Source organism: Sphingomonas baiyangensis (assembly GCF_005144715.1).
In the GTDB taxonomy this organism is placed as follows: Bacteria; Pseudomonadota; Alphaproteobacteria; order Sphingomonadales; family Sphingomonadaceae; genus Sphingomonas; species Sphingomonas baiyangensis.
Window position 1 is genome coordinate 2,361,668 of sequence record NZ_SWKR01000002.1, and the last position, 23,089, is coordinate 2,384,756.

General features: G+C 69.9%; 22 protein-coding genes, 1 tRNA gene and 2 pseudogenes (1 of these 25 only partly in view). 8 read left to right on the forward strand and 17 right to left on the reverse strand.

What is annotated here, in order from left to right:
* On the reverse strand, positions 1–175 hold the start of the coding sequence (locus FBR43_RS14695; protein ID WP_136943787.1) for a CBS domain-containing protein. 254 nt of this gene lie to the left of the window's left edge; 175 of the gene's 429 nt are visible here — the first part of the coding sequence; the start codon lies at positions 173–175; its stop codon lies beyond the left edge, outside the window.
* A 157-nt stretch (positions 176–332) separates the two neighbouring features.
* On the opposite strand from FBR43_RS14695, the gene FBR43_RS14700 reads away from it, so the two are divergent.
* Positions 333–533, forward strand: a complete 201-nt coding sequence (locus tag FBR43_RS14700; protein WP_136943788.1) for a hypothetical protein — start codon at positions 333–335, stop codon at positions 531–533.
* 41 nt (positions 534–574) lie between these two features.
* Entirely contained in the window at positions 575–880 is a 306-nt protein-coding gene (locus FBR43_RS14705) for a hypothetical protein (protein WP_136943789.1), read from the forward strand.
* Here the strand turns inward: FBR43_RS14705 and FBR43_RS16355 are convergent.
* From FBR43_RS16355 to FBR43_RS16245, 7 genes are all read right to left on the reverse strand, one after another.
* Positions 834–2,375 carry a DUF4139 domain-containing protein gene (locus tag FBR43_RS16355; protein WP_212611934.1) on the reverse strand — a complete coding sequence of 514 codons (1,542 nt, stop codon included), beginning with the start codon at positions 2,373–2,375 and terminating at the stop codon, positions 834–836. The two genes, FBR43_RS14705 and FBR43_RS16355, sit on opposite strands and share 47 nt — an antisense overlap.
* 9 nt (positions 2,376–2,384) lie before the next feature.
* On the reverse strand, positions 2,385–3,872 hold the full coding sequence (locus FBR43_RS14715) for a DUF4139 domain-containing protein (protein ID WP_136943790.1): 1,488 nt from the start codon (positions 3,870–3,872) through the stop codon (positions 2,385–2,387).
* A gap of 111 nt (positions 3,873–3,983) precedes the next feature.
* A complete protein-coding gene (locus FBR43_RS14720) occupies positions 3,984–4,736 on the reverse strand; it encodes a DUF4167 domain-containing protein (protein WP_136943791.1) in 753 nt (250 codons plus the stop codon).
* A gap of 295 nt (positions 4,737–5,031) precedes the next feature.
* Positions 5,032–5,856, reverse strand: a complete 825-nt coding sequence (prmC, locus tag FBR43_RS14725) for a peptide chain release factor N(5)-glutamine methyltransferase (RefSeq protein ID WP_136943792.1) — start codon at positions 5,854–5,856, stop codon at positions 5,032–5,034.
* Positions 5,849–6,922 (reverse strand): peptide chain release factor 1, encoded by a 1,074-nt coding sequence (gene prfA, locus FBR43_RS14730; RefSeq protein ID WP_136943793.1) that lies wholly within the window; start codon positions 6,920–6,922, stop codon positions 5,849–5,851. Before prfA ends, prmC begins: the two co-directional genes overlap by 8 nt.
* Positions 6,919–8,169, reverse strand: coding sequence for a histidine--tRNA ligase (gene hisS / locus FBR43_RS14735; RefSeq protein WP_136943794.1), 1,251 nt, complete (start codon positions 8,167–8,169; stop codon positions 6,919–6,921). The genes prfA and hisS overlap by 4 nt, the downstream gene beginning before the upstream one ends.
* Positions 8,170–8,307: 138 nt before the next feature.
* The gene (locus tag FBR43_RS16245; protein ID WP_212611935.1) at positions 8,308–8,997 is read right to left on the reverse strand and encodes a hypothetical protein; all 690 of its coding nucleotides are present in this window, start codon (positions 8,995–8,997) and stop codon (positions 8,308–8,310) included.
* On the opposite strand from FBR43_RS16245, the pseudogene FBR43_RS16640 reads away from it, so the two are divergent.
* Both FBR43_RS16640 and FBR43_RS14740 read left to right on the forward strand, forming a co-directional pair.
* A pseudogene (locus tag FBR43_RS16640) lies at positions 8,986–9,042 on the forward strand (hypothetical protein); the annotation flags it as partial. The gene FBR43_RS16245 and the pseudogene FBR43_RS16640 overlap by 12 nt on opposite strands.
* A 3-nt stretch (positions 9,043–9,045) precedes the next feature.
* On the forward strand, positions 9,046–11,142 hold the full coding sequence (locus FBR43_RS14740) for a CHAT domain-containing protein (protein ID WP_212611936.1): 2,097 nt from the start codon (positions 9,046–9,048) through the stop codon (positions 11,140–11,142).
* Here the strand turns inward: FBR43_RS14740 and FBR43_RS14745 are convergent.
* Both FBR43_RS14745 and FBR43_RS14750 read right to left on the reverse strand, forming a co-directional pair.
* Positions 11,123–12,772, reverse strand: a complete 1,650-nt coding sequence (locus FBR43_RS14745; protein ID WP_249276678.1) for a caspase family protein — start codon at positions 12,770–12,772, stop codon at positions 11,123–11,125. The genes FBR43_RS14740 and FBR43_RS14745 overlap by 20 nt on opposite strands.
* 38 nt (positions 12,773–12,810) lie before the next feature.
* Positions 12,811–13,398: a hypothetical protein gene (locus FBR43_RS14750; protein ID WP_136943797.1), complete on the reverse strand. Its 588-nt coding sequence runs from the start codon at positions 13,396–13,398 to the stop codon at positions 12,811–12,813.
* A 148-nt stretch (positions 13,399–13,546) separates the two neighbouring features.
* On the opposite strand from FBR43_RS14750, the gene FBR43_RS14755 reads away from it, so the two are divergent.
* The 3 genes from FBR43_RS14755 (at position 13,547) to FBR43_RS14765 (ending at position 15,685) form a co-directional block, all read left to right on the forward strand.
* Positions 13,547–14,242, forward strand: a complete 696-nt coding sequence (locus FBR43_RS14755) for a response regulator transcription factor (RefSeq protein WP_136943798.1) — start codon at positions 13,547–13,549, stop codon at positions 14,240–14,242.
* Positions 14,235–15,569 (forward strand): HAMP domain-containing sensor histidine kinase, encoded by a 1,335-nt coding sequence (locus FBR43_RS14760; RefSeq protein ID WP_136943799.1) that lies wholly within the window; start codon positions 14,235–14,237, stop codon positions 15,567–15,569. The genes FBR43_RS14755 and FBR43_RS14760 overlap by 8 nt, the downstream gene beginning before the upstream one ends.
* Before the next feature lie 42 nt (positions 15,570–15,611).
* Positions 15,612–15,685, forward strand: a tRNA-Gly gene (locus FBR43_RS14765).
* Between the two features lie 4 nt (positions 15,686–15,689).
* On the opposite strand, the gene FBR43_RS14770 is transcribed toward FBR43_RS14765, so the two are convergent.
* Positions 15,690–17,477 (reverse strand): ATP-binding cassette domain-containing protein, encoded by a 1,788-nt coding sequence (locus tag FBR43_RS14770; protein ID WP_136943800.1) that lies wholly within the window; start codon positions 17,475–17,477, stop codon positions 15,690–15,692.
* Between the two features lie 253 nt (positions 17,478–17,730).
* On the opposite strand from FBR43_RS14770, the pseudogene FBR43_RS16645 reads away from it, so the two are divergent.
* A pseudogene (locus tag FBR43_RS16645) lies at positions 17,731–17,904 on the forward strand (phage tail protein); the annotation flags it as partial.
* A gap of 394 nt (positions 17,905–18,298) precedes the next feature.
* On the opposite strand, the gene FBR43_RS16520 reads toward FBR43_RS16645, so the two are convergent.
* From FBR43_RS16520 to FBR43_RS14805, 6 genes are all read right to left on the reverse strand, one after another.
* The gene (locus tag FBR43_RS16520; RefSeq protein WP_249276620.1) at positions 18,299–18,469 is read right to left on the reverse strand and encodes a hypothetical protein; all 171 of its coding nucleotides are present in this window, start codon (positions 18,467–18,469) and stop codon (positions 18,299–18,301) included.
* 114 nt (positions 18,470–18,583) lie between these two features.
* Positions 18,584–20,428 (reverse strand): asparagine synthase-related protein, encoded by a 1,845-nt coding sequence (locus tag FBR43_RS14785; protein ID WP_249276679.1) that lies wholly within the window; start codon positions 20,426–20,428, stop codon positions 18,584–18,586.
* A 17-nt stretch (positions 20,429–20,445) separates the two neighbouring features.
* Positions 20,446–20,940, reverse strand: a complete 495-nt coding sequence (locus FBR43_RS14790; protein WP_212611938.1) for a lasso peptide biosynthesis B2 protein — start codon at positions 20,938–20,940, stop codon at positions 20,446–20,448.
* Between the two features lies 1 nt (position 20,941).
* On the reverse strand, positions 20,942–21,223 hold the full coding sequence (locus FBR43_RS14795; protein WP_169542631.1) for a PqqD family peptide modification chaperone: 282 nt from the start codon (positions 21,221–21,223) through the stop codon (positions 20,942–20,944).
* Between the two features lie 23 nt (positions 21,224–21,246).
* The gene (locus FBR43_RS14800; RefSeq protein ID WP_136943804.1) at positions 21,247–22,113 is read right to left on the reverse strand and encodes a sulfotransferase domain-containing protein; all 867 of its coding nucleotides are present in this window, start codon (positions 22,111–22,113) and stop codon (positions 21,247–21,249) included.
* Complete coding sequence (locus FBR43_RS14805; RefSeq protein WP_136943805.1) at positions 22,110–23,042, reverse strand: phosphoenolpyruvate carboxykinase (ATP); 933 nt, start codon at positions 23,040–23,042, stop codon at positions 22,110–22,112. Before FBR43_RS14805 ends, FBR43_RS14800 begins: the two co-directional genes overlap by 4 nt.
* Between the last annotated feature and the right edge of the window lie 47 nt (positions 23,043–23,089).

Below are 23,089 nucleotides of genomic sequence, written 5' to 3' on the forward strand. Positions count from 1 at the left end.
GGCAGTAGAGCACGTCGCGCTCGGAGAACACGCCCACGACGCGCTCGCCGTCGAGCACCGGCAGCGCGCCGATGCGCTTTTCGGCAAGCAGCGCGATCGCCTCGGTCGCGCGCGCATCGCCCGCGATCGCGATCACGTCATGCGGACGGGCAGAAAGGATCGCAGCTACCGTCATCGGCCGTCTCCCGCGTCGCGCGTGCAGCAGCGCCGGCGCGGCCGCGCGATCCTGCCCGACGCCGGCGACGCGAAAGGCTCGCGCCGTGGCGGGGCGAAGTCAAGCGGAGCCGTAGCGGCCGATGCGCGTTCTGGAATCGTTATCAAGGAGAAGTATCATGCGTATCGCCATTCTCGGCGGCCTTGTCGCCGCGACTTTGCTCACCGCCGGCTGCGCCACGACGCGCCGCGACGTGTTCGAAGCGCGGCAGAATGTCCGCGAGGCGCAGTTCTACGGTGATCGCCGCGACGTGCGCCGCGCCCGGCAGGAACTGCGCGAGACGCGCCGCGACTATCGGCGCGACAACCGCCCCTGGTAAGCCCGCTTCCGCCGCGCAGTCGCGCCCGCTAGGATGCGGCGATGCGCGATCTGGACGATCCCGAATATGCCGCCTTCGCCTGGGCACGGTTTCGCCGCATCCTGTGGGGCATGGCCGCGCTGGCGTGCGTCAGCGCGGCAGTGGGGGTCGCGGTGCTGTGGTGGTGGCTCGGCCGCATGCCGCTGCACATGGGCATCGCCACCGCGCTCGGCATCGGCCTTACCGTGCTGATGGGCGGGCTGCTGATGGGGCTTGTGTTCCTGAGTTCGGGCAGCGGCCATGACGAAAGCGTCGACCGCTTCAACGCGGATCGCGATCCGGGGCGCGATTTCGAACGCGATAGCTGATCCGCGCGGTGCCGTTCGCCGGTACGCGCACGCGCCACACCCACGCGCCGTCCTCGCGCATCCATGCGCGGGCCGGGCGCCGCAACACCTCGCCGTCCGCCAGCGCGAGGCGAAGTTCGTGCTCGATCGCGTGCGGATTGGCGTTGCTGACCGTCGCCACGAACATGGCGTCGCCATCGCGCTGCCGCTCGCGCTCGACGCGTACCGTCACGTCGCTGCGCTCGCCGACCGACAGTTCGATGCGTTCGTCGACGGCGCGATCGGCGATCGACGTGCTCCCCACCAGCACCTGACGGAGCCCCGTGGGCTCGAACACCGCGAGCGTACCGGCGGGGATCGGCAGGCCCAGCCCGTCGGCGGCGCGGTTGCGCGTGCGCAGCAGCAGCTCGCTCGCACTGGCGGTGCCGTCGCTGAGGCGCGTGCGATATAGCGCGCGGAGCGTCACGCCGCGCCGGTCGAACAGCGCCACCTGCTTTTGCGCGCGCGCCGCGACGGTCACAGGCTGCGGCACGCGATAGAGCTTGAGATCGCCCAGCGCCTCGAGCCGGGCGACACGCGCGCCCGTCACCACGATCTCGGCATCGGCCATCCGCGCTGCCATCGCCATGGGAGCCGGCGGCGGCGGCGGGGGCGGCGGTGGTGGTGGGGGAGGCGGCGGTGGCGCACCGACCGGCCAGCAGCGCAGCGACAGCCATGAGGGCGGCACCAGCGCACGCGCGCTCTCGGCCGCCTCGCGATTGACGCGCCCGGCGATCAGCTGCGTGCCCGCGTCGGCGAAGCCCGTCGCATCGGCGCTCGCCAGCGTGCCCCACGCGAACCAGCGCGCCCGCCCATCGGCGCCGAGCGTGACGACGTGATCGGCCTGCCAGTCGAACCCGCCGGCCAGATAGGAAAGCGTGAGCGTGACCCGCGCGGGCGCCGGACTGTCGACCGCGAACGAGAGAGTCGGCCGCGCCGGCAGCCCTGACGGCACTTCGCCGTAGACGATCGCCTCGGCCAGCCCACTGCACCGCACTGCCTCGACGCCTTCGGCCGTCTCGATCACCGCGGCGCCATCGGCGCCCGAGCGGATCACCGCCTGCGCTTCGCGCACCGTGCCACTTGCGCGATCGGTACGGCGGATCGTCACGCGGCGCCCGAGCGAACGGTCGTAGAGCGATCGCGGCGAAAGGACGTCGGCATCGAGATTGCGCTCGCGCACGCCGCCGGGCAATCCGCGCAGGATCGCGCTCGCCGGCAGGATGCCGCTCGCCACGCCCTCGAAGCGCAGGACGGCCGGCCCGGCGGGCAGATCGACGGTGCGCGTCTCGGTGACGAGCGCGAAGCCCTGCGGAAAGCTTCGATTGATCGCCACATCGGCGCTGCGATCGGGGTCGCGATAGACCGAGATCGAGACCGCCTCGGGCGCCGGCGAATCGCGGCGCTCGGCCTGCTGCCCCAGCGCCGCCACGGGCAGGGTCGCGATCAGTGACGACCAGAGGAGCGTCAGCCGCATGCGCGGCGCTCAGTAGCGCGTGTCGAAACTGGCGGTGAGCGTCGCCGATCCGTTGGCCGGCACCTGCACGCGCCACATTCGCTCGTCGCGGCTGACCTGCGTGCCCGGCTGGCTCTCGGCCGGCACGCGCGTATCGGACCACCAGCCGTCGAGCCCCGCCTGCACTACCTCGACCGTCACCGGCTGCGGCGATGCGTTGGTGAGATCGTAGCGCATCCGCGTGCGCCAGAAGGTGACGGCATCCTCGCGCACCACTTCGCGCGTGCCCTCGGCCGTGGTGATGCGGAAGCGCGCGGTACGTTCCCATTCATCGGAAGCGATGCGCTCGCGCCCTTCGACCACGGGGCGCACCTTGATGTCGAACGCCTCGCCGGTGCGGATCGCCAGATCGCTGCCCATCGGCGTGTGCGCAATCGCGTTCTCGCCGATGAACTGCGGCTGCCCGCGCGTGTCGCGCATATAGACGCGCACCGTGCCTGCCGGCAGCGCATCGCCCAGCCCGCCCTCGCGCGATGACGAGAAGGACAGCACCGCATCGGCGCTCGCCGGCTCCTCGGTCGCGCCGAGCCATGCGTTGCGGAAGCGATAGCCGCGCGTCGCGGGCACGCCGCCGACGCTCAGGAAGCTCACCTGTTTCTGCTGGTTGGCGGCGATCGTCGTGCGGCGCTCGAGCGGATAGAGATAATAGTCGCCGATGCGCTCGCGATTCGCGGTCTCGGTGCCCGGACGCCCCGGCAGCGCCTGACCGGGCGGCATCGGGCGTAGGCGGCCCGGCGGCGCTGCCATCTGCGGCGCACCCGCGACGAGCACGGTGTCGGCGTTGACGAAGGGCGTGTCGCCACGATTGGTGAGCGTGATCCAGCCCTGCAGGTCGAGCGCGCCCGCCGCCTCGTCGAACAGCGCGACATAATCGGCGCTCCACGCCAAGCCATTGGTGAGATAGGCGAGCGTCACCGGCCGCGCGCCGGCGCGCGCGCTGTCGAGCGTGACCGACAATGTGGGACGCGCGCGCAGATTGGGCGGGATGCCGGGAAAGATCACGCGCGCCGGCAGCCCGTCGTCGCGCAGCACCTCGATCCGCCCGCCGATATCGAGCACCACGCCATTGTTCGCCGCCAGCACGCGCGCCTGCTCGCGCAGCTCGGCGCCGGTGCCGGGATTGGTGCGCACGATGGTGACGGTGCGCCCCACCGCCTTCTCCATCAGCGCATCGGGCGAAAGCAGATCATAGTCGAAATTCTGCTCGACGATCGTCACACCCTCGGCCGACAGCCGCACCGTTTCGGGCCGGATGTTCTGCGAGACGTCGGCGAATTCCTGGCGCGAGACGCCGGCGGGCAGCGTGAGGCGGCGCACGTCTTCGACCAGCGCCTGATCGTTGTTGTAGATCGTGACCGAAACATCGCCCTGCGCGCCGCCGGCACCGGCGACGGGGGTGGCATCCTGCGCGATCGCGGGGGGCGCCGCCAGCAGCGCGGCAAGCATGACGAGACGCATTCCTGTCCTCCCCGATCCGGTCGGCCAGTCGTAGAACAGCGGCGGGCAAAGCAAAAGGGCCGGCCACCCGACGGCGACCGACCCTTTTGAATGATCCTGCGATCCGGCGCGTCAGGCGGCGGGTGGCACTGCCTCGTCCTCGCTGCGCACGCGGCGGCGGCGGCGGGGCTTTTCCTCGCCGTCGTCGGCACTTGCCGCGACCGAGAGTGCGGGCGGCAGGCGATCGGCCTCGATCGCGGCGCTGCCCGCTTCGGCCTCGGGCTGCTTGCGCGGACGTCCACGCCGGCGCGGCGCTTCCTCGGCGGCGGCGGGCTCGGCCTCGCGCGGGGTTTCGGCGACATTGTGCTGCGCCTCGTCCTCGTCGCGGCGCGCATCGCCATTCTGGCCGTTCATCGCGCGCTGGCGGTCGCCACGCGGGCGATCCTCACGCGCTGCACGCTCGGCGCGCGGGCGATCGTCACGCTGACGATCATCGCGCTGGCGGTCGCCGCGATCGTTGCGCGACCGCTCCTGCCGCGGACGCTCATCGGGCGTGCCGGCTTCGCCTTCCATCTCGAAATCGTCGTCGTCGTCCTCGTCGTCGCGCTGCCGGCGCTGCTGGCCCTGCTCCTCGAAGCGGGCGCGGCTCTCGCTCAGCACGCGGAAATAATGGTCGGCGAACTGGAGATAATATTCGGTGTTGACGCGATCGCCCTGCATCTGCGCGTCGCGCGCCAGATTCTTGTATTTCTCGAGCAGCTGCGCGGCATTGCCGCGGGCGCGATTGTCGATGCGGTTGCCGTTGTCGATGCGATTGGGGCTACCACCCTGCGGGCGCTGCCCGCCACGACCGCGACGGCGGCCGGCCTGACGATTGTTCATCAAGATATGTGCGTCCTGTCCTTACCTGGCCACCGGCATCCCGGCGGCACGCATCCTGTTACCCGCACGAAGCCCGTCAGGACGAACGTGCCTGCCTACGGCCGCCGGACTACAGCGGCTCGCATGACGATGGATCGGGTCGGCACCCGGTTTCGAGCAAGGCCCGGTTGCTGGGAGCGCAGTCGGAAGACAACGCTCCTCGTTCAACGACTTGGTCGAAAATGCTTGCCCCGCGTGCCGGTCTTAGCCCGTGGCGCGGCGATCTCCAAGCGGAATATTGTGACGGTGCGGTTGCGCTTCAAGCCATCGCTATTGCGCGCGGCCGCCCCGCGAGATCGCGGTGCAGCGTGGTCGCGAACCCCGCCGCTCTGGCCAGGGCCGCTACGGAATCGGCCTGTGTCGCGCCGATCTCGACCATCGCGACGCCGCTCTGCGCGATCAGCGCGGGCAGTTGCGGCACCAGCTCGCGATAGGCGTCGAGCCCGTCGCTGCCCGCATACAGCGCCGACGCCGGCTCGAAGCGCGCGACCTCGGCCGGCAGCGGCTCGGCCGTGCCGATATAGGGCGGGTTGGCGAGCACGAGGTCGAAGCGTTCGTCGACACCGGCCGCCCAGTCGCCGCGCCGCCATTCGGCACGATCGGCGATACCCAGCCGCGCGCCATTGCCGCGCGCGAAAGCCAGTGCGGCGTCCGACAGGTCGATGCCCAGCCCGGTCGCACTCGGCCACTCGGCGAGGCAGGCCAGCAACAGCGTCCCCGGCCCCGTCCCCAGATCGAGGATGCGTGCGGGGCCGGCGCTGCCCGCGAAATGCGCCACCGCCGCCTCGACCAGCGTCTCGCTGTCGGCGCGCGGCACCAGCGCGCCCGGCCCCACTGCCAGCCGGATCGTCCAGAAGTCACGGCTGCCGGTGATATAGGCGATCGGCTCGTGCGCCAGCCGCCGCGCGAGCAGTGCCGCGAAGCCCGCCGGCGCGTGCTCGTCGAGCCGCCGCAGCAGCAGCGTCTCGCGCGTGTCGCCGAGCGCATGCGCCATCAGCAGTTCGGCATCGAGACGCGGCGTGTCCGAAACGCCCACCAAGTCGCGCGCCGCCGCCACCAGCGCGGCGCGCACGCGCTCAGCCATCGAGGCTCGCCAGCCGCTCGGCCTCGTCCTCGGCGATCAAGGCGCCGATCAGCTCGTCCATCTCGCCTTCGAGGATTTCGGGCAGGCGATGCAGCGTCAGGTTGATGCGGTGATCGGTCACGCGCCCCTGCGGAAAATTATACGTGCGAATCCGCTCCGAACGATCGCCCGAGCCGACCATGGATTTTCGCGCATCGGCGCGCTCGCTGGCGGCACGCTCGCGCTCGAGCTCGTACAGCCGCGTGCGCAGCACCTTGAGCGCCTTGGCCTTGTTCTTGTGCTGCGACTTCTCGTCCTGCTGACTGACAACGAGGCCGGTGGGGATATGCGTGATGCGCACTGCCGAATCGGTGGTGTTCACATGCTGGCCGCCGGCACCCGACGCGCGGAACACGTCGATCCGCAGATCCTGGTCGGCGATCGCGATATCGACATCCTCGGCCTCGGGCAGCACCGCCACGGTCGCCGCCGAGGTATGGATGCGCCCGCCGCTTTCGGTGACGGGCACGCGCTGCACGCGATGGACGCCGCTTTCGAACTTCAGCCGCGCGAACACGCCGGTGCCGTTGACGCTGGCGATCACTTCCTTGAACCCGCCCGCTTCCGACGTGCTGGCGGCGATCAGCTCGACGCGCCAGCCGCGATTGTCGGCGTAGCGCTGGTACATGCGCAGCAGGTCGCCGGCGAACAGCGCCGCCTCGTCGCCACCGGTACCCGCGCGGATCTCGAGCATCGCGGGGCGCTGGTCGGCGGCGTCGCGCGGCAGCAGCGCCAGCGCCAGGCCGCGTTCGGCAGCGTCGAGCGCGCTGCGATTGTCGTGCAGCTCCTCGGCGGCCATGCGCCGCAATTCCTCGTCGCCGTCGCGCGTCATCGCGTCGAGCGATGCGGCTTCGGCACGCAGCCGCCGCACTTCGCCCGCCGCCTGCGCCACGGGCTCGAGCTCGGCATATTCCTTCGAGACCTCGACGAAGCGGTCGCCGGGCAGGTCGCCCGTCGCCATCATCGCCTGCAGTTCGTCGCGCCGCGCCTCGATGGCGGCGATGCGCTCGGGCGAGATGCGCGTCATGCGGTGCGCAGCGCCTCGGCCAGCGCATCGAGCGCGACGGCGGTCTGCGTGCCTGCCGCCAGATGCTTCACCGCCGCCTCGCCGCGCGCGATCTCGTCGTCGCCCAGGATGACCGCGAAGCGCGCGCCCTGCGCGTCGGCACGCGCCAGCCGCTTCTTCATGTTGCCGCGAAACGCCATGTCGACGGCGATGCCGGCGCGCCGCAGATCGGCGACGACTGCCTGCGCGCGTACCGCCGCCGCATCGCCCAGCGGAATCACCACCGCCTCGATCGGCGGCGCCTGCGGATCATCCAGCAGCATCGCTAGCCGCTCGACGCCCGCCGCCCAGCCCACACCGGCAGTGGCCGGGCCGCCCAGGCTCTCGACCAGCCCGTCATAGCGGCCGCCCGCCAGCACCGTGCCCTGCGCGCCCAGCCGGTCGGTCACGAACTCGAAGGCGGTGTGGCGGTAATAGTCGAGGCCGCGCACCAGCCGGTCGTTGCGCGTCCACGCCACGCCGGCGGCATCGAGCCCGCGCGTCACGCTCTCGAAGAACGCGCCCGCCTCGCTGGTGAGATAGGCGTCGATGCCCGGCGCGGCGTCAGCCACGGGGCGGTCGCGCGGGTCCTTCGAATCGAGGATGCGCAGCGGATTGCGCTCGAGCCGCGCGACGCTATCGTCCGACAAGGCATCGCGATGCACCTCGAAATGCGCGACGAGCGCGGCACGCCACGCATCGCGCGTCTCGGCATCGCCCAGCGTGTTGAGTTGCAGCGTCACGCCATCGGCGATGTCCAGCTCGCGCAGCAGCTGGTCGGCCAGCGCCAGCAGCTCGACATCGGCGGCGGGCTCGGGCGCGCCGAGGATTTCGGCGTCGATCTGGTGGAACTGGCGATAGCGGCCCTTTTGCGGGCGCTCGTAGCGGAACACCGGGCCGCTGGTCGCCAGTTTCAGCGGCGCATGCTGCTGCCAGCCTTCGGTGATGTAGGCGCGCGCGATGCCGGCGGTGAATTCGGGCCGCAGCGTCAAGAGGTCGCCGCCGCGATCGGGGAAGGTGTACATCTCCTTCGAGACGACATCGGTGGTCTCGCCGATCGAGCGCGCGAACACCTGCGTATCCTCGAAGATCGGCACCTCGACGCGCTGGAAACAATAGAGCCTGCGCACGCGCTCGAACGTATCGACCACATGGGCGAAGCGCCGCAGCTCGTCGCCGAAGATGTCCTGCGTGCCGCGCACGCGGCGGGGGGTTTCGATCCGGGCCATTGGGGGCGCGTATCTAAGCGAGCGCGCGGGGACGCGCTAGGCCCCCGTCGTGTTTAGCCGTTGAGTGTCCCGATCCAGCTATCGATCGACGAGAGCGAGCTGGGCGGATAACCGAGAGCAAGCCAAAGCCAATCCATTTCACCCCCTCAGCGCCCAAAAGTTGCGCCTTCGATACGACATGTATAAGTAAATGGCTAAGCTGGGGGCGGCGAAATGTCTACAATTTTTCGGGCAGTGACAGTCGTTTGCGCGGGATTCGCTTCGATCGCAGCAGCCGACGCAGGTGCCGGAAAACCCGGCTATAATAGCGCGCAGACTGAACTCACAGGTCAACTTGTTGAAGCCAGGCGCTTTCAGCAAGAGGGGAAGCCGGAGAAGGCAATCGAACTCGCCACGCGCGTCGCCGCAACGGCGCCATCGCCAAGTGATCTGCGTGCCGAAGCGTTCAGCCTGCTCGGTGCGCTGGCACACAGCGCCAATGACTGGAAGAATGCGGCGGCCCATCATGACGAAGCGGCTCGCATTCGCCGCGCGTTGGCGGGGGGCGAGACCACCGAAAGTCGCGAAGCAGATGCCGCTGCGGGCCTGGCGCTCGCCAATCTTGGTGATGTCGCAGCAGGGCGCGCACGGCTTGATCCGGCGTGGCGCGGGCTCGACCGAACGCTCGACCGTGCCGATCCGCGCCGCCTTACCGCGGGACTGTACCTCGCGATGTTGCAGCTGGTCGCGCGCTCCGACGGTCTGGGCGAGCCGCTGTTGCGTCGGCTGAACGACGATATGGCCGCGCTCGAACCCACGCATCCGCTGCGGCTCGAGGTGAACGATCAACTCGCAACCGCATTGCAGGCGCAAGGCAGGCTTACGGATGCGCTGGAGATGCAGAAGCGCGGACTCGCACTGCGCGAACGTGCTGGCGCGAGCGCCGACTCGATCGGCAACAGCGAGATCATGATTTCGATCACCGCCCTGAGCCTCGACAAGCTCGAGGATGCCGAGCGCTTCGGGTTACGTGCCGCGGCAAGTTTCGAACGCGCGGGCGCATCCTTGTCGCAGGGTGCTGGCATGTCGCAGGCCGCGCAGGCTGCACGGCGCCTGGGCAAGCTCGACGAGGCCGTGGCGCACGCACGCGCGGCGGTCGCGCTGGCCGAGCGCGCGACGCCCGCTGTTCCACTGGCGACAGCGATCTTTCGCAACACGCTCGCCGACGCGCTGCTCGCTTCGGGCAATTATCAGGAGGGTCTTGCGATCATGCGCGCCGCGCATGACGGCATTGCCGCCGTTCGTGCCGAAGGCCATCCGCAGCGCACCTACCCGCAAATGGGGCTGGGCTATGCGACCGCAATCTCCGGCGACGCGGCAGGGGGCATGGCACTCTATCGGCCGGCGTTTGAGTCGGTTTTCCGGAGCGTCCGGCTACTCGAGGTCGCACAGTCGCGCGCCACTGGTGCGGCCGGCAATCTCGAAAGCTTCGGCCAGGGGCTCGACGTCGCGCGGCGGGCGGGCGATCGCGAATTCGGCTTCCGCATCGCGCAGGTGATGGTCGAATCGGACGCGGGCCGCGCCGCGCTTGCCACGCTGGCGCGGCTTTCGGCGAGCGATCCCGCCACTGCCGAGGCCATCGACAAGCGGCGCGAACTGCTGCGCCGGCGGCTCGAACTCGATGGCGAGCGCGTGACGAAGGCGCTTGCCGATCCCGCCGCCGCGCAGGCGCTCGATACGCAGATCGCTGCCGTCGATGCCGAGCTCGCCGCCGTCACCGCGACGCTCGACGCCGCGATGCCGGGTTTCGACAGCCTGTTGCGGCCGATGCCCGAAGCGCTCGCCGAAGTGCAGGCGCGGCTGGGCGAAGGCGAAGTGCTGCTGGTGCCGATGACGACGCATCAAGGGCTGTTCACCTTCGCCGTCACGCGCAGCCGGGCCGTGTTCGGGCACGACCCTGTCAGCCGCCACCGCGTCAAGGCGCTGGTGCGGCGGGTGCTCGACGGCGTGCTGCCCGAAGGACGCGTGCGCGCGGGCGAGGACGCGTCGCGCGACCTCGTCGATGCGCCGCTCGCCGCCAGCTTCGATCGCGCCGCCACGCGCGAACTCGCCCGCGCGATGCTGACGCCCGATATCGCCGCGCTTGTCGGAGAGGCGCGTCTCGTGTCGGTCGCGGCCGATCCGGTGCTGAGCGCGATCCCCTTCAGCCTGCTGCCGACCGGCGACGCCGCCGATGCGCCCTGGCTCATCGAGCAGGTGGCACTGCGCGCGGTGCCGAGCATCGCCGCGCTCGGCCGCTCGCCCGATGCCGCGAGCGGCGTCACGGGCTTCGCCGGCATTGGCGATCCGTCCCCGCGCGCGATCGCGGCCGATGCATCGAGCGTCGCCAAGGGGCTCGCCGCGTTGCCGCCGCTGCCCGGCGCACGCGCCGAACTCGCCGCGCTCGCCGCCGCGATCGGCCCCAGGCGCGCCATCGTGCTGACGGGCGACGACGCGACCGAGGCGCGCCTGCGTACGCCTGCCGTTGCGAAGGCCGGCGTCGTCGCGTTCGCCACGCACGGGCTGGTCGCGGGCGACTTCGATACGCTCGCCGAACCCGCGCTGCTGCTGGCGCCCGATGCGGCCGTTGCGGGCCAGGCCGGCGACGGGCTGCTCACCGCGTCCGAAGCCGCGACGCTCGACATCGCGGCCGAATGGGTGGTGCTCTCGGCGTGCAACAGCGCGGCGGGCGATTCGCTGTCGGCGGCAGGCTATGCCGGGCTGGCGCGCGGCTTCCTGCTCGCTGGCGCGCGCAACGTGCTGGCCGCGCACTGGCCGGTGCGCGACGACGTTTCGTCGCGCCTGACCGTCGCCACCATCGCCGCGAGCCGCAACGGCGCGGCGGCGCCCCAGGCGCTCGCGCAGGCCATTCGCGCGCTCATCGCCGAACAGCGGCGCGGCGGCGGCGGCGACGATCCCGCGCTCTGGGCGCCGTTCATGGTGGTGTCGCGCTGACGCGCCAGCGATAGGCGAGCATGCCCGCGTCGGCATCGAGCGCCGGCGGCGCCGATCGCCACGCCGCCCCCACCGCCCCGCGCAGATCGCGCGGCGCCGCGGTGCGGGCGGGCAGCGCGACCAGCATGAGCCGTTCGACCCCCGTCGCGAGACGGCGGCCGTCAACAGCCTCGTGCCGCGCGCGGATCGCCACGCGGCGCATGGCGCCCGGTGCCAGCCGCGTGGTGCCGCCGTCGAGGAAGCCGAGGCCCGTAAGCGTCCCGTCGGCATCGGCGTAGAGCGGCGACACGTCGATACTGTCGGCACCGCGATTGGCGATCTCGACGATCAGCACATCGCACTGCGCGAGTACCGGCAACGCCTCGATCGTAACGGGCTCCGCGTTTTCGGGATCGCCGCGCGCGGGCAATCGCGCACAGTCGCGCCGCGCGCCGGGACGCCAGAGCCGCGCTCGCACCTCGATCGCGTGGCTGGCCCCCCGCCCGGCAAGCGGCGCCAGCATCGCCAGCAGCCTGTCCTCGGCATCGGCGAGTGGCGAAAGCATTATCTCGGCCTCGATCGCGCCCATCGGCAGGCCATCGGGCAATGCCAGCCGGCTCGCGCCCAGCGCCGCCTCGATCACCGCGGCTTCGCCCAGCGTCGCAGCGCTGCCGGGCGCGACCAGCCGGACGCGATCCCCCGCCGCCAGACCTTCCTCGATCCCGGCGGGGATCGTTGCCCCCGCGCGCGTCAGCGGATAGCGGCGTGGCCGATCGGGCGCGAGGCGCAGCACGTCCATGTCGAGCGCGCCGTCGAACGACGGTTCGGGCGCCGCGCCGCCCAGCACCGCATCGGTCGCGGTGATCGCCGTCGCGAGGTCGCGCAGGCTGCGCAGCCGCCCTGCCCGTATCGCGCGCGTGAGTGCATGCGTGAATTGCGACAGCGGTCGCGCATCGGCACTACCCGGCGGCAGCAGCCGCTCGATCGCGAGCGCGCCGGCACGCGCCGCGGCGAAGGCCGCGAACCGGCCCGGCGGGGGTGACGCCGCGCCTGGCATTGCTGCGACGGGATCAGCATCGGCCAGCGCCACTCGGCCTTCTATCCCGAGCGCCGCCGTCGGCACCGCCTTGGTGCGTACCCCGCCCCCGTCAGCGCCGCGATAGACGCCGGCGGCGTGGCATGCATCGACGACCAGCCACACATCGGCGCCGCGCGCGCGGATGGCGTCGATCGCCGCCATCCATTCGCGATCGGTGATCGCGCCGGGCACGCGGCGCCGCCCACCATCCCAGCCGGCGGCGTCGTGCATAAGATAGAGCTCCTCGAGCCCGTCGGGCTCGCGTGCCGAAACCGCCACCGGCGCCTGCGCGCCATGCCCCGAGAAATAGACGAGCACACGCTCTCCCGCGGTCGCGCCGCGCGCCAGATCGGCAAGCGCAGCAAGCACCGCATCGCGCGTCGGCACGCGCGTGTCGGCGGTCATGCGCGTGATCGCCTCGGGCGCGAAGCCCGCCTCGGCAAGTGCCGCGGCGAGCATCGCCACGTCCTGCGCGGGGGCGGCCAGCCGATATTCGGCCGCGAGCGCCGGATAGTCGCCGACGCCGATAAGGAGCGCGCGATCGGCATGCGCCGGGGCAGCGACCAGCAGCATCGCCACTGCGGGCAGAAGCCAGCGGAACGAGCCTCGAATCAATTCATCCCCAGGATGACACGGTTGTCGACCCGCCCCAGATTGGCGATCTCGACAGTGACGCTCTCGGCCCGGCTCGGCGTCCACGAGCAAATCTTGATGTCGCCGGGATCGAGGTTACGGCACGCGGCGCCCACACGCAGCCCCAGATCGGTGTCGCCGTCGCCCTCGACATAGACGACGGCGGGGCGCCCGGCACGAAAACGCTCGGTGAAGCGGCGCCGCTCGCCCGCCGCCAGTCGCGCCTGCGACACGCGCGGCCCGTCGATGCGGCCCTTGCGTCCCTCGGCGCGGATGTCGGCGGCAAGCGTCGCGATGCGCGGATCGTCGCCCGCCATCGCCTCGGCGGCGGCGATCCAGCCGGCGCTGCGATCATCGGCATCGGCAGCGAACGTGATCGGCGCGCTCCGCCGCACCCGCGCCGCAGCCAGCAGCAGCAGCGGATCGCGCGCCGCGCTGCCCGCGCGCGCCATCTCGGCCGAAAGCCTGAGCGCCTCGAACGACCGCACCGCGCCGTCGTCGGCGAAGGACGCGCCACCTAACGCCGACGCCGCGATCAGCGCCCCTGCGATCCGCTTCGCGCACATGCGCCATATTCCTTCAGAAACCGCCCCGAATCGTAGCGCCGATCCTACCGCACGGCACATCGCGCGCAACTTACGGTCGCTGTAAGATGCAAATCGGCTTCCCTCCGCGCACAACAGCCGACAGGATGGTCGGTGGGGGATCGCCAGGATGCGCGTGCTGCTGCTCGAGGACGATAGCGATGCCGCCGATCGCGTGATCGGCGCGCTGGCGGGAGAGGCGGATGCCGATATCACGCACGTGATGCGCGGCGAGGATGCGCTGCGCGCCGCTGCCCAGCAGCCATTCGACTGCATCATCCTCGACCGGATGAACGACGGGATGGACGGTATCGAGGTGCTGGCACGACTGCGCGCGCTCGACGTGCGCACGCCAGTGCTCGCGCTCTCGAACCTCGGCAACACGCGCCACCGCATCGAGGGGCTCGACGCCGGCGCCGACGACTATCTCGCCAAGCCGTTCGATGCCGACGAGCTGGTCGCGCGCGTGCACGCGCTACTGCGCCGCGCACAGCGCGATCCGCACCCCGAGGTGATCGTGCTCGGCGCGCTCGAGGTGCGCGTCAAGGCACGCACGGTGCACTGGCAGGGCCGCTTCGTCGATCTCAGCCCCAAGGAGTTCGAAATCCTGCGCTACCTTGCCGACAATGCCGGCCACGTGGTGTCGCGCCAGATGATCTGGAACGCGTGCTGGCCCGAATATCGCATCCCGCCGCAGATCAACGTCATCGACGTCAACCTGTCGCGGCTGCGCGCCAAGCTCGATGCGGCGATCGGCCGGCCGATCGTGCAGACGGTGCGCAAACAGGGCTTCGTGATCGCGACCGATCCCGCCGGCGATGGCTGACCGCGCGGCGCAGGCGCGGTCGTCGATCACCCGGCTGCTCGTCGGCTATCTGGTGGTGGTCGGCCTGTTCGCCGGCGGATTCGCACTGGCCAGCGTCCTGCTGGTGCGCGCTGCCGATCGCGACCGCGCGATGGCGCTGATCGACGCCGATATCGCCGATACGATGGAGAAGGTGGGGCCGCCGGGCGCGGCGCAGGGTGCGCGCGCGCTCGCCATCGTGCTCGCGCGCAGTACCGCCCCGGGCGACCGGCTCTATCGCCTGTCGATCGGGGATCGCGTGATCGCCGGGCTCGACGCTTCGGTGCGCTTCGCGCGCGACGGCGCATGGTGGGCAAGCGGTGATCCGCCCGCGCTCGCGCGCGCGCTGCCACTGGCCGATGGCACCACGCTGCTCATCGGCCGCCGGCTCGTGCAGGGCGAACTCACGCGGCGGCTGCTGGTCGCGGGGACCGTGGCGCTGCTGCTCGCGCTCGCGATCGCGGCGATCGTCGGGGTAGCGGCGGGGCGACGGCTGCGGCGGCGTGTCGGTGCGATCAACGCCGCGTGCGACCGCGTGCGGATGGGCGACCTAGCCGCGCGCGCGCCGGGCAGCGCGGGCGGCGATGAGTTTGCGGCGCTCGCAGCGCATGTGAACGACATGCTCGAACGCATCGATACGCTGGTGGCGGGGCTGCGCGACGTCTCCAACCGTATCGCGCACGATCTGCGCACCCCCGTCGCACGCCTGCGCCACAATCTGACCATCGCCAGCGACGCCGCCTCGCTCGATGCGGCCCGGCACATGGCCGGCGAAGCGGTGGCCGAAACCGACGCGATTCTCCAGACCTTCGAGGCCTTGCTCGACATCGCCGAGGTCGAGGCGGGATCGACCAGCGGGCTCGCGCCGCTCGACCCGGGCGATGCGGTACGCGACGCGATCGACCTCTACGAAAGCGTCGCCGATGCGCGCGGCGTGACGATCCGCGCACGGCTTGCCCCGGCGCAGATCCTGGGCGAGCGGATGCTGCTCATCCGGCTCGTCGCCAACCTGATCGACAATGCGATCAAGTTCTCGCCGCAGGGCGGCGCGGTGGATGTCGATCTGCACGAGGATGGCGATCAGGTCATCCTCGCGGTTCGCGACCGGGGCCCGGGCATCGCCGTCGACGAGCGCGAGCGCGTGCTCGGCCGCTATGCTCGCGGCGAGGCGGCGCGCAACGTTCCGGGCCACGGGCTGGGCCTTGCGCTCGTCACCGCGGTCGCCAAGCGCCACGGCGCACGGATCGCGATCGACGATGCCGCGCCGGGGCTGCGCTTCACGGTCTGCTTCCCGCGTTTCGGCAGCTGAGCTTGCACGCCCGCGTCCGCCGCGCTACCGGGCGGCAGGCGCGCGGGTATAGCACAATGGTAGTGCAGCAGCCTTCCAAGCTGAATATGCGGGTTCGATTCCCGCTACCCGCTCCAGCCGCTACCCCGCACCCCGGTCCGACAGATAGTCGCGTGTCACGTCGCGCAAGCGGCCGTCGTCCAGCTGCATCACCCGCTCGATGCCCGCGGCTTCGGGCAGCCGATGTGTGACCAGAAGGATCGTGGCGCGACCGGCCAGGTTCGACGCGAGCCGCGCGAAAATCCGCGCCTCGAGCGCGCGGTCGAGCGCCGACATCGCCTCGTCGAGCACCAGCAGACGCGGCTGCCGCAGCAGCGCGCGTGCCAGTGCCAAACGCTGGCGTTCGCCGCCCGAGAAGCGCTGGCCGAGATCGCCGAGCCGCGCATCGAGCCCGTGCGCGGCGATGGCGGAAATCGTGTCGGCCTCGACGAGCCGCAACGCCGCGCCGATCGTCGCATCGTCGGCATCGGGTGCCAGCGCGCGCATGTTGCGGCGCACGTCGCCATCGAAGAAGATCGCTTCCTGCGGGACATAGGCGATCGCGTCGCGCAATCGCGGCGGAAGATCGCCGCCGATCATATGGCCGTCGATCGCCACCGTCCCGCGATCGGGAGCGAGCATCCCGATCGCGATATCGACGAGCGTCGTCTTGCCGCCGCCCGAGGGACCAACGAGCGCGACGACTTCGCCCGCCGCGAGATCGAGATCGATGCCGCGCAGGATCGGCGGTTGCCCCGGTCCGGCGGCATAGAAAATGCCTGCCAGCGACACGCGCATCGCCCCGACACCGCCACCCTCGCGCGGATCGCCTGATGTGGTAGTCAATGGCTGCGGCATGCCGGCCTTGAGCGCGCGCAGGCTCTCGAACGCCGGAAGCATGTGCGCATAGGCCTGCGCGCCGCGAATCAGCGCGAACGCCTGCTGCGCCAGCCGCGCGAAGATCACCACGAACAGCCCGATCAGCGCCACCGGCAGGCCGAGCCACAGCACGCCCGCGAGCGTCACCACCGCCAGCACCAGCCCCGCGCCCAACTGCGTGAGAAACGCTACATCGGCCTGCGCGGTGGCGAAAGCGAGGGCGCGGCCGCGCATAGTCGCCAGCCTGTCGTCATAATCGGCTACGAACGCCGCCTCGCGCCCATGCGCCTTGAACAGCTTGAGGCCCGTCAGCAACCTTGCGAGCACTTCGTGTGCCTCGCGCCCGTGCTGCGTCGCTTCCTGGCCTAGCCGGCGCGACGCGACGATGCGCGGCACCAGCGGCGCCGCAACGAGCACCAGCGCCCCCAGCGCGACGAGCGCCAGCTGCCACGACAGGACCAGCGCCGCGATCGCCTGGGCCAGCGCCAGCACCAGGCTGGCGCCGCCGCGAAGCGCCTGCAGCGAGCCGTTCTGCACGCGGCGGATATCGGCGTGCATCGCATGCTCGATATCGCTGCGCCGCGCCGCGGGCAGCCGCTGCCACGGCGCTCGCGCCAGCGCGCCGATCACCTGGATGCGCAGCTGATCGGCGAAGTCTAGATTATGCGCCGCCAGCCGCAGGTCGCGCCAGCGCAGCAACAGCCCGCGCGCGAGCAGCAGCAGCGCGAAGGCGACCACGATCACGACCAAACGGCCATCTGCGGTGTCGACGCCCATGCGCGCCAGCACAGCCTCAATCGTCCGCCACCAGCGATTCTCGCCCGCCCCCGTCGCCACCGCGAGCAGCGGAGCCAGCGCCACGAGGCCCACGCCTTCGGCGATCGCGGCGAGCAGCACGATGACGCTCGTCGTCCACAGCGCCCGCCCCAGATGCCGATGCAGCGCACGCACCAGCCCGGCATCGGCGGCGAGCACGCCGGCATCGCGGGGAAAGGGGGGACGCTGCGTCATCGGTGGCGGTGCTCGGTCGGGATCGTGGGTCACAGCGGCTGCACGATGCCGGCCGCATATGTCATGCCGGCAAACGCATCATGTGCCAACGGTCGCCGGCCCCGCACGGCGTCGTGACGGTAAGCGCGTCCGAAACGAATGTACTTGACCTCGGCGCAGCAGGCGCATGCCGACTATCGCGGCGCTGGCCGTGCACCGCCCGCGACCTGACGCGATCCATGTGCGATGGCGCAACGACGAGAGAGGATGGAGGATGGAACCGTTTATCGGGCAGTGGTTGATATTCGCCGGCTTCTACGCACCGCGCGGATGGGCGTTCTGCAACGGCCGGCTGATGCAGATACGTTAGTATACCGCGCTCTATTCGATCATCGGCGCGGCCTATGGCGGCGATGGCACCAACACCTTCGCGCTGCCCGATCTGCGCGGGCGCTTTCCGGTGCATCCGGGCACCAGCACGGGGCTGTCGCCGATCGCGCCGGCGAGCATCGGCGGCAACGAAACGCATACGCTGACGACGAATCAGATGCCGGCGCATTCGCACAGCATGCATGGCGAGCTCGCAGCGGCGGACAAGCAGACGCCGCAGGGCAACAAAATTACGCGGCTGCCGTTCCCGGCGAGAGTCGGACGATGGCAACTTCTTCGATCGGAGCGACCGGCGGCAGACAGACTTCAGACAAGCGCAATCCCTAACCGAAGATCGCATTCATCATCGCGCCAACAGACATCCAACCACGACTGTTCAAACTCGACGCCCTACCCAGCACGAGCCGAGACAACGTTCGAGATTTACAGCAGGCTCAAGGAGCCGCGCATAATTAGCTGGCGTAGGTTGAGTTCGAGCTTTCCGGGCCTGGTGCAACGCCCGACGCCGTTTCGTCGATATCGAGTGCGGTCAGCACGGGCGACTGATAGGCGGGCTTGGTCGCAAATTCGCTGCTTGCCGCGCCGGTGTCGTCGTTGTGCGTCACAAATCGATCCTTTTCCATTCGCGCGCGATCAATAGCAACGCGCGGCAAGCGTTTCCGTTCTCCCAATGCTGTATCCGAAACGATCGCCGGTATCAAACCGGAAGTGACAGCGCGCTAAAGAGCGTCGCGTTGTTACGAATCGTCGCCGGACAACCAGAGATCGAGCATATGGAGCCCGCGCAGGTTGTGACGTTCGGCAGCGCTTGCTTTCCACAGGGCGGCATCGACGATCGCACGCTGCAATTGCTGTTGCTGCCTCGCCAGCGTATCCTCGTCAATCAGTTCAAGCAGCGCGGGCGCAAGATGGCCTGGATCGACAGTTGTCTGGCGTCGGTCGCGACTCAGGTGAGGGAAGCCGCCCAGATTTTTGTCCGGCTTCCACAAGATCGCATCCGGAATTGTGCCTTCGCACGCACGGCGATGCAGAAAGCGGCCCCACTGGCGGTGCCGCTTGTCGATCGAGGGCGTCGCCAAGAAGCGTTCGATCAGCGCGCGATCAAGCATCGGCCAGCGATAGTCGACGCCATAGCTCGCCGCCATCAGCGTGCAGCCTTCGAGCCGCCCCGTCATCAGCGTTGCAAAGGCGGGTTTGGTGAGCAGATGCTCGCCAAGCGTGCGGGCGCCACGAAACGCATCGGCCTTGGCGGCGACAAACCCTCGCAGCCCGTATTCCTCGATCACCTCGCGCCGTAACAGGCTGTCGGCAAAACGCGCGGTGGCGCCTTGCAGCTTGCCGTCCACGCTGCCCCGTACACTTCCCACCACCTGATTCGCCGCACGCGCGATGCGCATGGGCAGATTGCCCGGCAACACATCGACCAGATTGCGCCATTGGCGCCTATACACAAGCTCGCGCGGCACGAACTCTGCCTGCGCCGTCACGATCTCATCGCCGCCGAACCCCGACAGCAGCGTGCGGATGCCGGCGCTGCGGCAGCGCTCGAAGAACGGCTGGTACAGGTTGACCAGGCTATGCTCGGGCGGATGGCCCAGGACGCGGATCGCGCGGGCATATTGCGCGTCGGAGGGTTGATAGTCGGGGCGCGTCAGCACGTAGTTGTCGCGCAGCCCGCAATGCATGGCGAGGTCGAGGATCGGGCTGGCCTCGCGCTCCATGTGGCACAGGCTGAAGCCGGCGAGATCGGCGCCGCCGCCCGGCAGCACGCGCGATGCGTGACCGATGATCGTCGCGCTGTCGAGCCCGCCCGAATTCTCGACGCCGATCGGATAGGCGCTGCGCAGTCGCGCCTCGACCGCGCGATGGAACGCGTCGCGATACGCATTGACATATGCGCGATCGCGTTTCGAGGCGGGCGGCGCGGTATCGGCGAAGGCGAAGAACCGGGTGGGTTCGGCCGCACCTTCGCGCCCGATCGTCAGGCGATGCGCGGGCGGCAGCTTGCGCACGTGGCGATAGGCCGACGTGGCCGGATCGGCCGATTCGCCGATCAGATAGCGCGCCAGCCACTCGCGGGACGGCGCAGTATCGAAGCCGCGAAGGGCAGGGAAAGTGGCCGCAGTACCTGCGACGACGAGCAAGTCGTCCGAGCAGTGGACGAAGCACGGCTTCACCCCCAGCGCATCGCGGGCGCAGAACAGCGTATGGCGCGCGGGATCGTAAATGGCGAAGGCGAAATCGCCCTCGATCCGCTCGGCACAGGCATCGCCCCAATGGCGATGCGCGGCGAGAATCAGCTGCGCGTCGTCGATCGGCTCGCGCGAAGCGCGCGGCAACGTCGCCAGCAGCGCATCGCGATTGTCGATGCGCCACGCGCCGATCAGCACGCGGCCGGTCGCGGCGCAGATCGCCGGCACGCCCTCGCGCTGCGATTCGATGGTGTTCCAGCGCTGCGTCTGGACCAGCAACGCGCCATCGCCATGCCATGCCGCTGCCCGATCGGCCACGCCATAGGGGTCGAGCGCGGCGATCAGCGTGTCGGCGTCGGCAAGACGCCGGGCATCGCCGCCGCGCCGCATTATCACGCAGGCAAAGGTCATCGCGTGCGCGGCGTATGCGTGAAGCGAGCGACCCTGGTATAGCGGTCGAGCGCGCCGGCGCCGGTGACGATCGTCGTGCCCGACACCACCCAGCAATGCGCCTCCATCGCGCCGCCACCGTCGCGTGCGACGCCGAGATAGGCAGTGAAGCCGATGCCGCGCGCGCGCAGCAGCGTGGCGGCGACGAGGCCCTGTGGCAGGCATACCGATTCCCAGGGGGTACTGCGCGCCGCGCGGCGGACCGCGTGTTTTACCGCAAGCATCCGCGCCTCATCGCCGGCCGAAACCGGCGGCCCAACGCGCGAATCATCGCCTTGCGACAGGTTCTCGTGGTGGCCGAGCAACGGCGCATAGATGCGAAACGGGAGGATCAGGATCGCCAGCCGCGTCAGCGCGAGCAGCACGAAGGCGAACGCGACGAGCAGCCTGAGTTCGGCCGGCGATGCGGCGAACGATCGCCATTTGCGCACCAGCAGCATCGCCCGGCGCATATCAGCCTACGACCTGCACCAGGCCCTTGTCGTGCAGCGCCTGGACGAACGCCAGCACGTCACGTTCGACATCGTCAGTCTCGGATACCGCGAACGCCGCATGCACGCCGTCGATCAACGCGCCGACGCGCTGGTCGTGTCCGAGCTGCGCCCACACATGCGGGCCGACGCCCGACAGGCCGAAATAATGGCCGCTCTCGATGTCGAGCATCACCGTTTCGCCATCCATGTCGGAAGCGACCAAATCGGCCTTGCGCCGTAATATCGTGTCGGCTCCAATCACAGCCCGATTTCCTTGCATTCGCGTCAAGCGATGGGCGTTCCCGCCGCGTCGCAATAGTTGAAGCGCTGCATCACTGTGCCATGCGCCTCGACGATGCGATCGATCTGTGCACCGCTCAACGTGGTTTGCCAATCGCCGATCTTGCCCTTGCGGAAGAAGCGCGCACTGCGCTGCGCACGCTCGCGAAAGGTTTCGCGGTCCTCCTGCGCCTTGAGCTTGTCGAACGACGAATGGGCCAGCGCGCGCGCGATCGCTGCCGGCGTGGCATCGCGGCGCAGAAAGGTCGCGGCGGCGGCGAAGGCCGGCGCGCCGACACGCTGCATGTCCTCGTAGCGCAGGACGTGCACCGCGATATCGGGATTGTCGACCCAGCTCGTCACATGGCCCGACCAGCTCAGCAGCCGTTGCTCGACCTGAGGTTTGAGCTGCCCGCCCTTGCCGGCCGCGATGCAGTAATCGGGATCGGCCAACGCTGCGATCGCCTCGTCGAGCGTGATGCTGGCATGATGCGCATAAGAAATCGCGACATCGAGCGGGTTGCGCACCAGATACAGCGCGCCCGCCGTCGCCGCCGCGCTGATGATCCACTCGCCGTTCGCCACGCGCGTGCACGCATCGTGGATCTTGCGGCAGACGAAGCCTCGCGCATGGTCCGACGCAAAACGGTAGACCGCGGGCCGCACGCTCGCGATTTCATGCGACGCGAGATCGGCGGTGTCGAAGCCGATCAGGTCGTCGATCCAGCTGCGCGCCGCGGCCAGCGAGGTCGAACCCAGATCGTTGATCGAGGCGGGGTCGGCGCCCTCGCCGTCAAGGTTGCGCAGGAACGCGCGAAACCAGGTGTTGCCCGACTTGGGATAGGATGCGAGCCAGAACAGCCGGCCGCTCATGCCGGCGCGGTCCGCCGGGCAAAATCCTCGCTCAGCGTATCGATCAGCTCATCGATCGCGAACCCGTCGCGCGGGCGGTGCAGTTCGATCATCGGCACATGCGCGGCGAGCGCAGTGCACTGGCGCATGTGATCGGCAGCACGCCCCATGCCCTTGATGAAGCGGAAGCGGTAGCTGTTGGCGCGCAGCGCCTGGAACTTGGCGGTGCCGGCAAGCGCGCGTACCTCGAACGCCTTGCGGTTCCACGGCGACAATAGATAGATCGCGCGGACAGGCAGCGGCTCGGCCTGGAACGCGCCGCCCATCGCCAGATCATATTTGTCGAGGTCGGGGCGGATGCGGCGCAGCGGCGCGGTATCGATCGCCAGACGATCGGCGCTATCCCGCCACAATTTCATTCGCGCCATACCCGGAACCGCACGCAGGCGGTCATCGATGGGGCACACGTCGTCGGCGATCACGCGATGCCCGCGCTGCATCATCCGCGCCGCTAGCGTCGATTTGCCCGCTCCCGACGGGCCGACGCACAGCGCACAGCCATCGCCCATCGCAAAGGCGTTGCCGTGCAGCACGAGCTGCCCGCGCTGCTGGAGCAGCGTGCCGATACAGGTGCCGAGCAGAAACACGCGGAGGCTGTCGTCATCGATACCCGGCTCGCGCGCGTAGGTGATGCGCCGGCCATCGCGCACCAGATAGCGCGCGACGCCGGGCACGTGCAGCCACAGCATATCGCGCGCCGCGTGGCTGAACGGGCCGATCTGCGGCCCGATCCCGGCGCCGTTGGCGGGAACCGCTCCCTGCTCCACCACGACGGTGGCGGCATCGTCGTCTACACCTTCCGTATCGAGCTCGGCGCCGAGTTCGGGAAGCGGAAGATCGCTGACGAACCGCAATCCGTAGAGCGAATAGATGTGTCGGGCAGCGCGCATCCGCCGGCTCTAGCTGCAATTCGCCGAGTGGCAAACGTACCGCGCAC

Excerpts from the sequence above, each read along its gene's own strand:
- FBR43_RS14700 (WP_136943788.1), top strand. The coding sequence starts at position 333 with ATGCGTATCGCCATTCTCGGCGGCCTTGTCGCCGCGACTTTGCTCACC.
- FBR43_RS14705 (WP_136943789.1), top strand. The coding sequence starts at position 575 with ATGCGCGATCTGGACGATCCCGAATATGCCGCCTTCGCCTGGGCACGG.
- FBR43_RS16355 (WP_212611934.1), bottom strand. The coding sequence starts at position 2,375 with ATGCGGCTGACGCTCCTCTGGTCGTCACTGATCGCGACCCTGCCCGTG.
- FBR43_RS14715 (WP_136943790.1), bottom strand. The coding sequence starts at position 3,872 with ATGCGTCTCGTCATGCTTGCCGCGCTGCTGGCGGCGCCCCCCGCGATC.
- prmC (WP_136943792.1), bottom strand. The coding sequence starts at position 5,856 with ATGGCTGAGCGCGTGCGCGCCGCGCTGGTGGCGGCGGCGCGCGACTTG.
- prfA (WP_136943793.1), bottom strand. The coding sequence starts at position 6,922 with ATGACGCGCATCTCGCCCGAGCGCATCGCCGCCATCGAGGCGCGGCGC.
- hisS (WP_136943794.1), bottom strand. The coding sequence starts at position 8,169 with ATGGCCCGGATCGAAACCCCCCGCCGCGTGCGCGGCACGCAGGACATC.
- FBR43_RS14740 (WP_212611936.1), top strand. The coding sequence starts at position 9,046 with ATGCAGAAGCGCGGACTCGCACTGCGCGAACGTGCTGGCGCGAGCGCC.
- FBR43_RS14745 (WP_249276678.1), bottom strand. The coding sequence starts at position 12,772 with ATGCTGCTGGTCGCTGCCCCGGCGCATGCCGATCGCGCGCTCCTTATC.
- FBR43_RS14750 (WP_136943797.1), bottom strand. The coding sequence starts at position 13,398 with ATGTGCGCGAAGCGGATCGCAGGGGCGCTGATCGCGGCGTCGGCGTTA.
- FBR43_RS14755 (WP_136943798.1), top strand. The coding sequence starts at position 13,547 with ATGCGCGTGCTGCTGCTCGAGGACGATAGCGATGCCGCCGATCGCGTG.
- FBR43_RS14760 (WP_136943799.1), top strand. The coding sequence starts at position 14,235 with ATGGCTGACCGCGCGGCGCAGGCGCGGTCGTCGATCACCCGGCTGCTC.
- FBR43_RS14770 (WP_136943800.1), bottom strand. The coding sequence starts at position 17,477 with ATGACGCAGCGTCCCCCCTTTCCCCGCGATGCCGGCGTGCTCGCCGCC.
- FBR43_RS16520 (WP_249276620.1), bottom strand. The coding sequence starts at position 18,469 with ATGGAAAAGGATCGATTTGTGACGCACAACGACGACACCGGCGCGGCA.
- FBR43_RS14785 (WP_249276679.1), bottom strand. The coding sequence starts at position 20,428 with ATGCGGCGCGGCGGCGATGCCCGGCGTCTTGCCGACGCCGACACGCTG.
- FBR43_RS14790 (WP_212611938.1), bottom strand. The coding sequence starts at position 20,940 with ATGCGCCGGGCGATGCTGCTGGTGCGCAAATGGCGATCGTTCGCCGCA.
- FBR43_RS14800 (WP_136943804.1), bottom strand. The coding sequence starts at position 22,113 with ATGAGCGGCCGGCTGTTCTGGCTCGCATCCTATCCCAAGTCGGGCAAC.
- FBR43_RS14805 (WP_136943805.1), bottom strand. The coding sequence starts at position 23,042 with ATGCGCGCTGCCCGACACATCTATTCGCTCTACGGATTGCGGTTCGTC.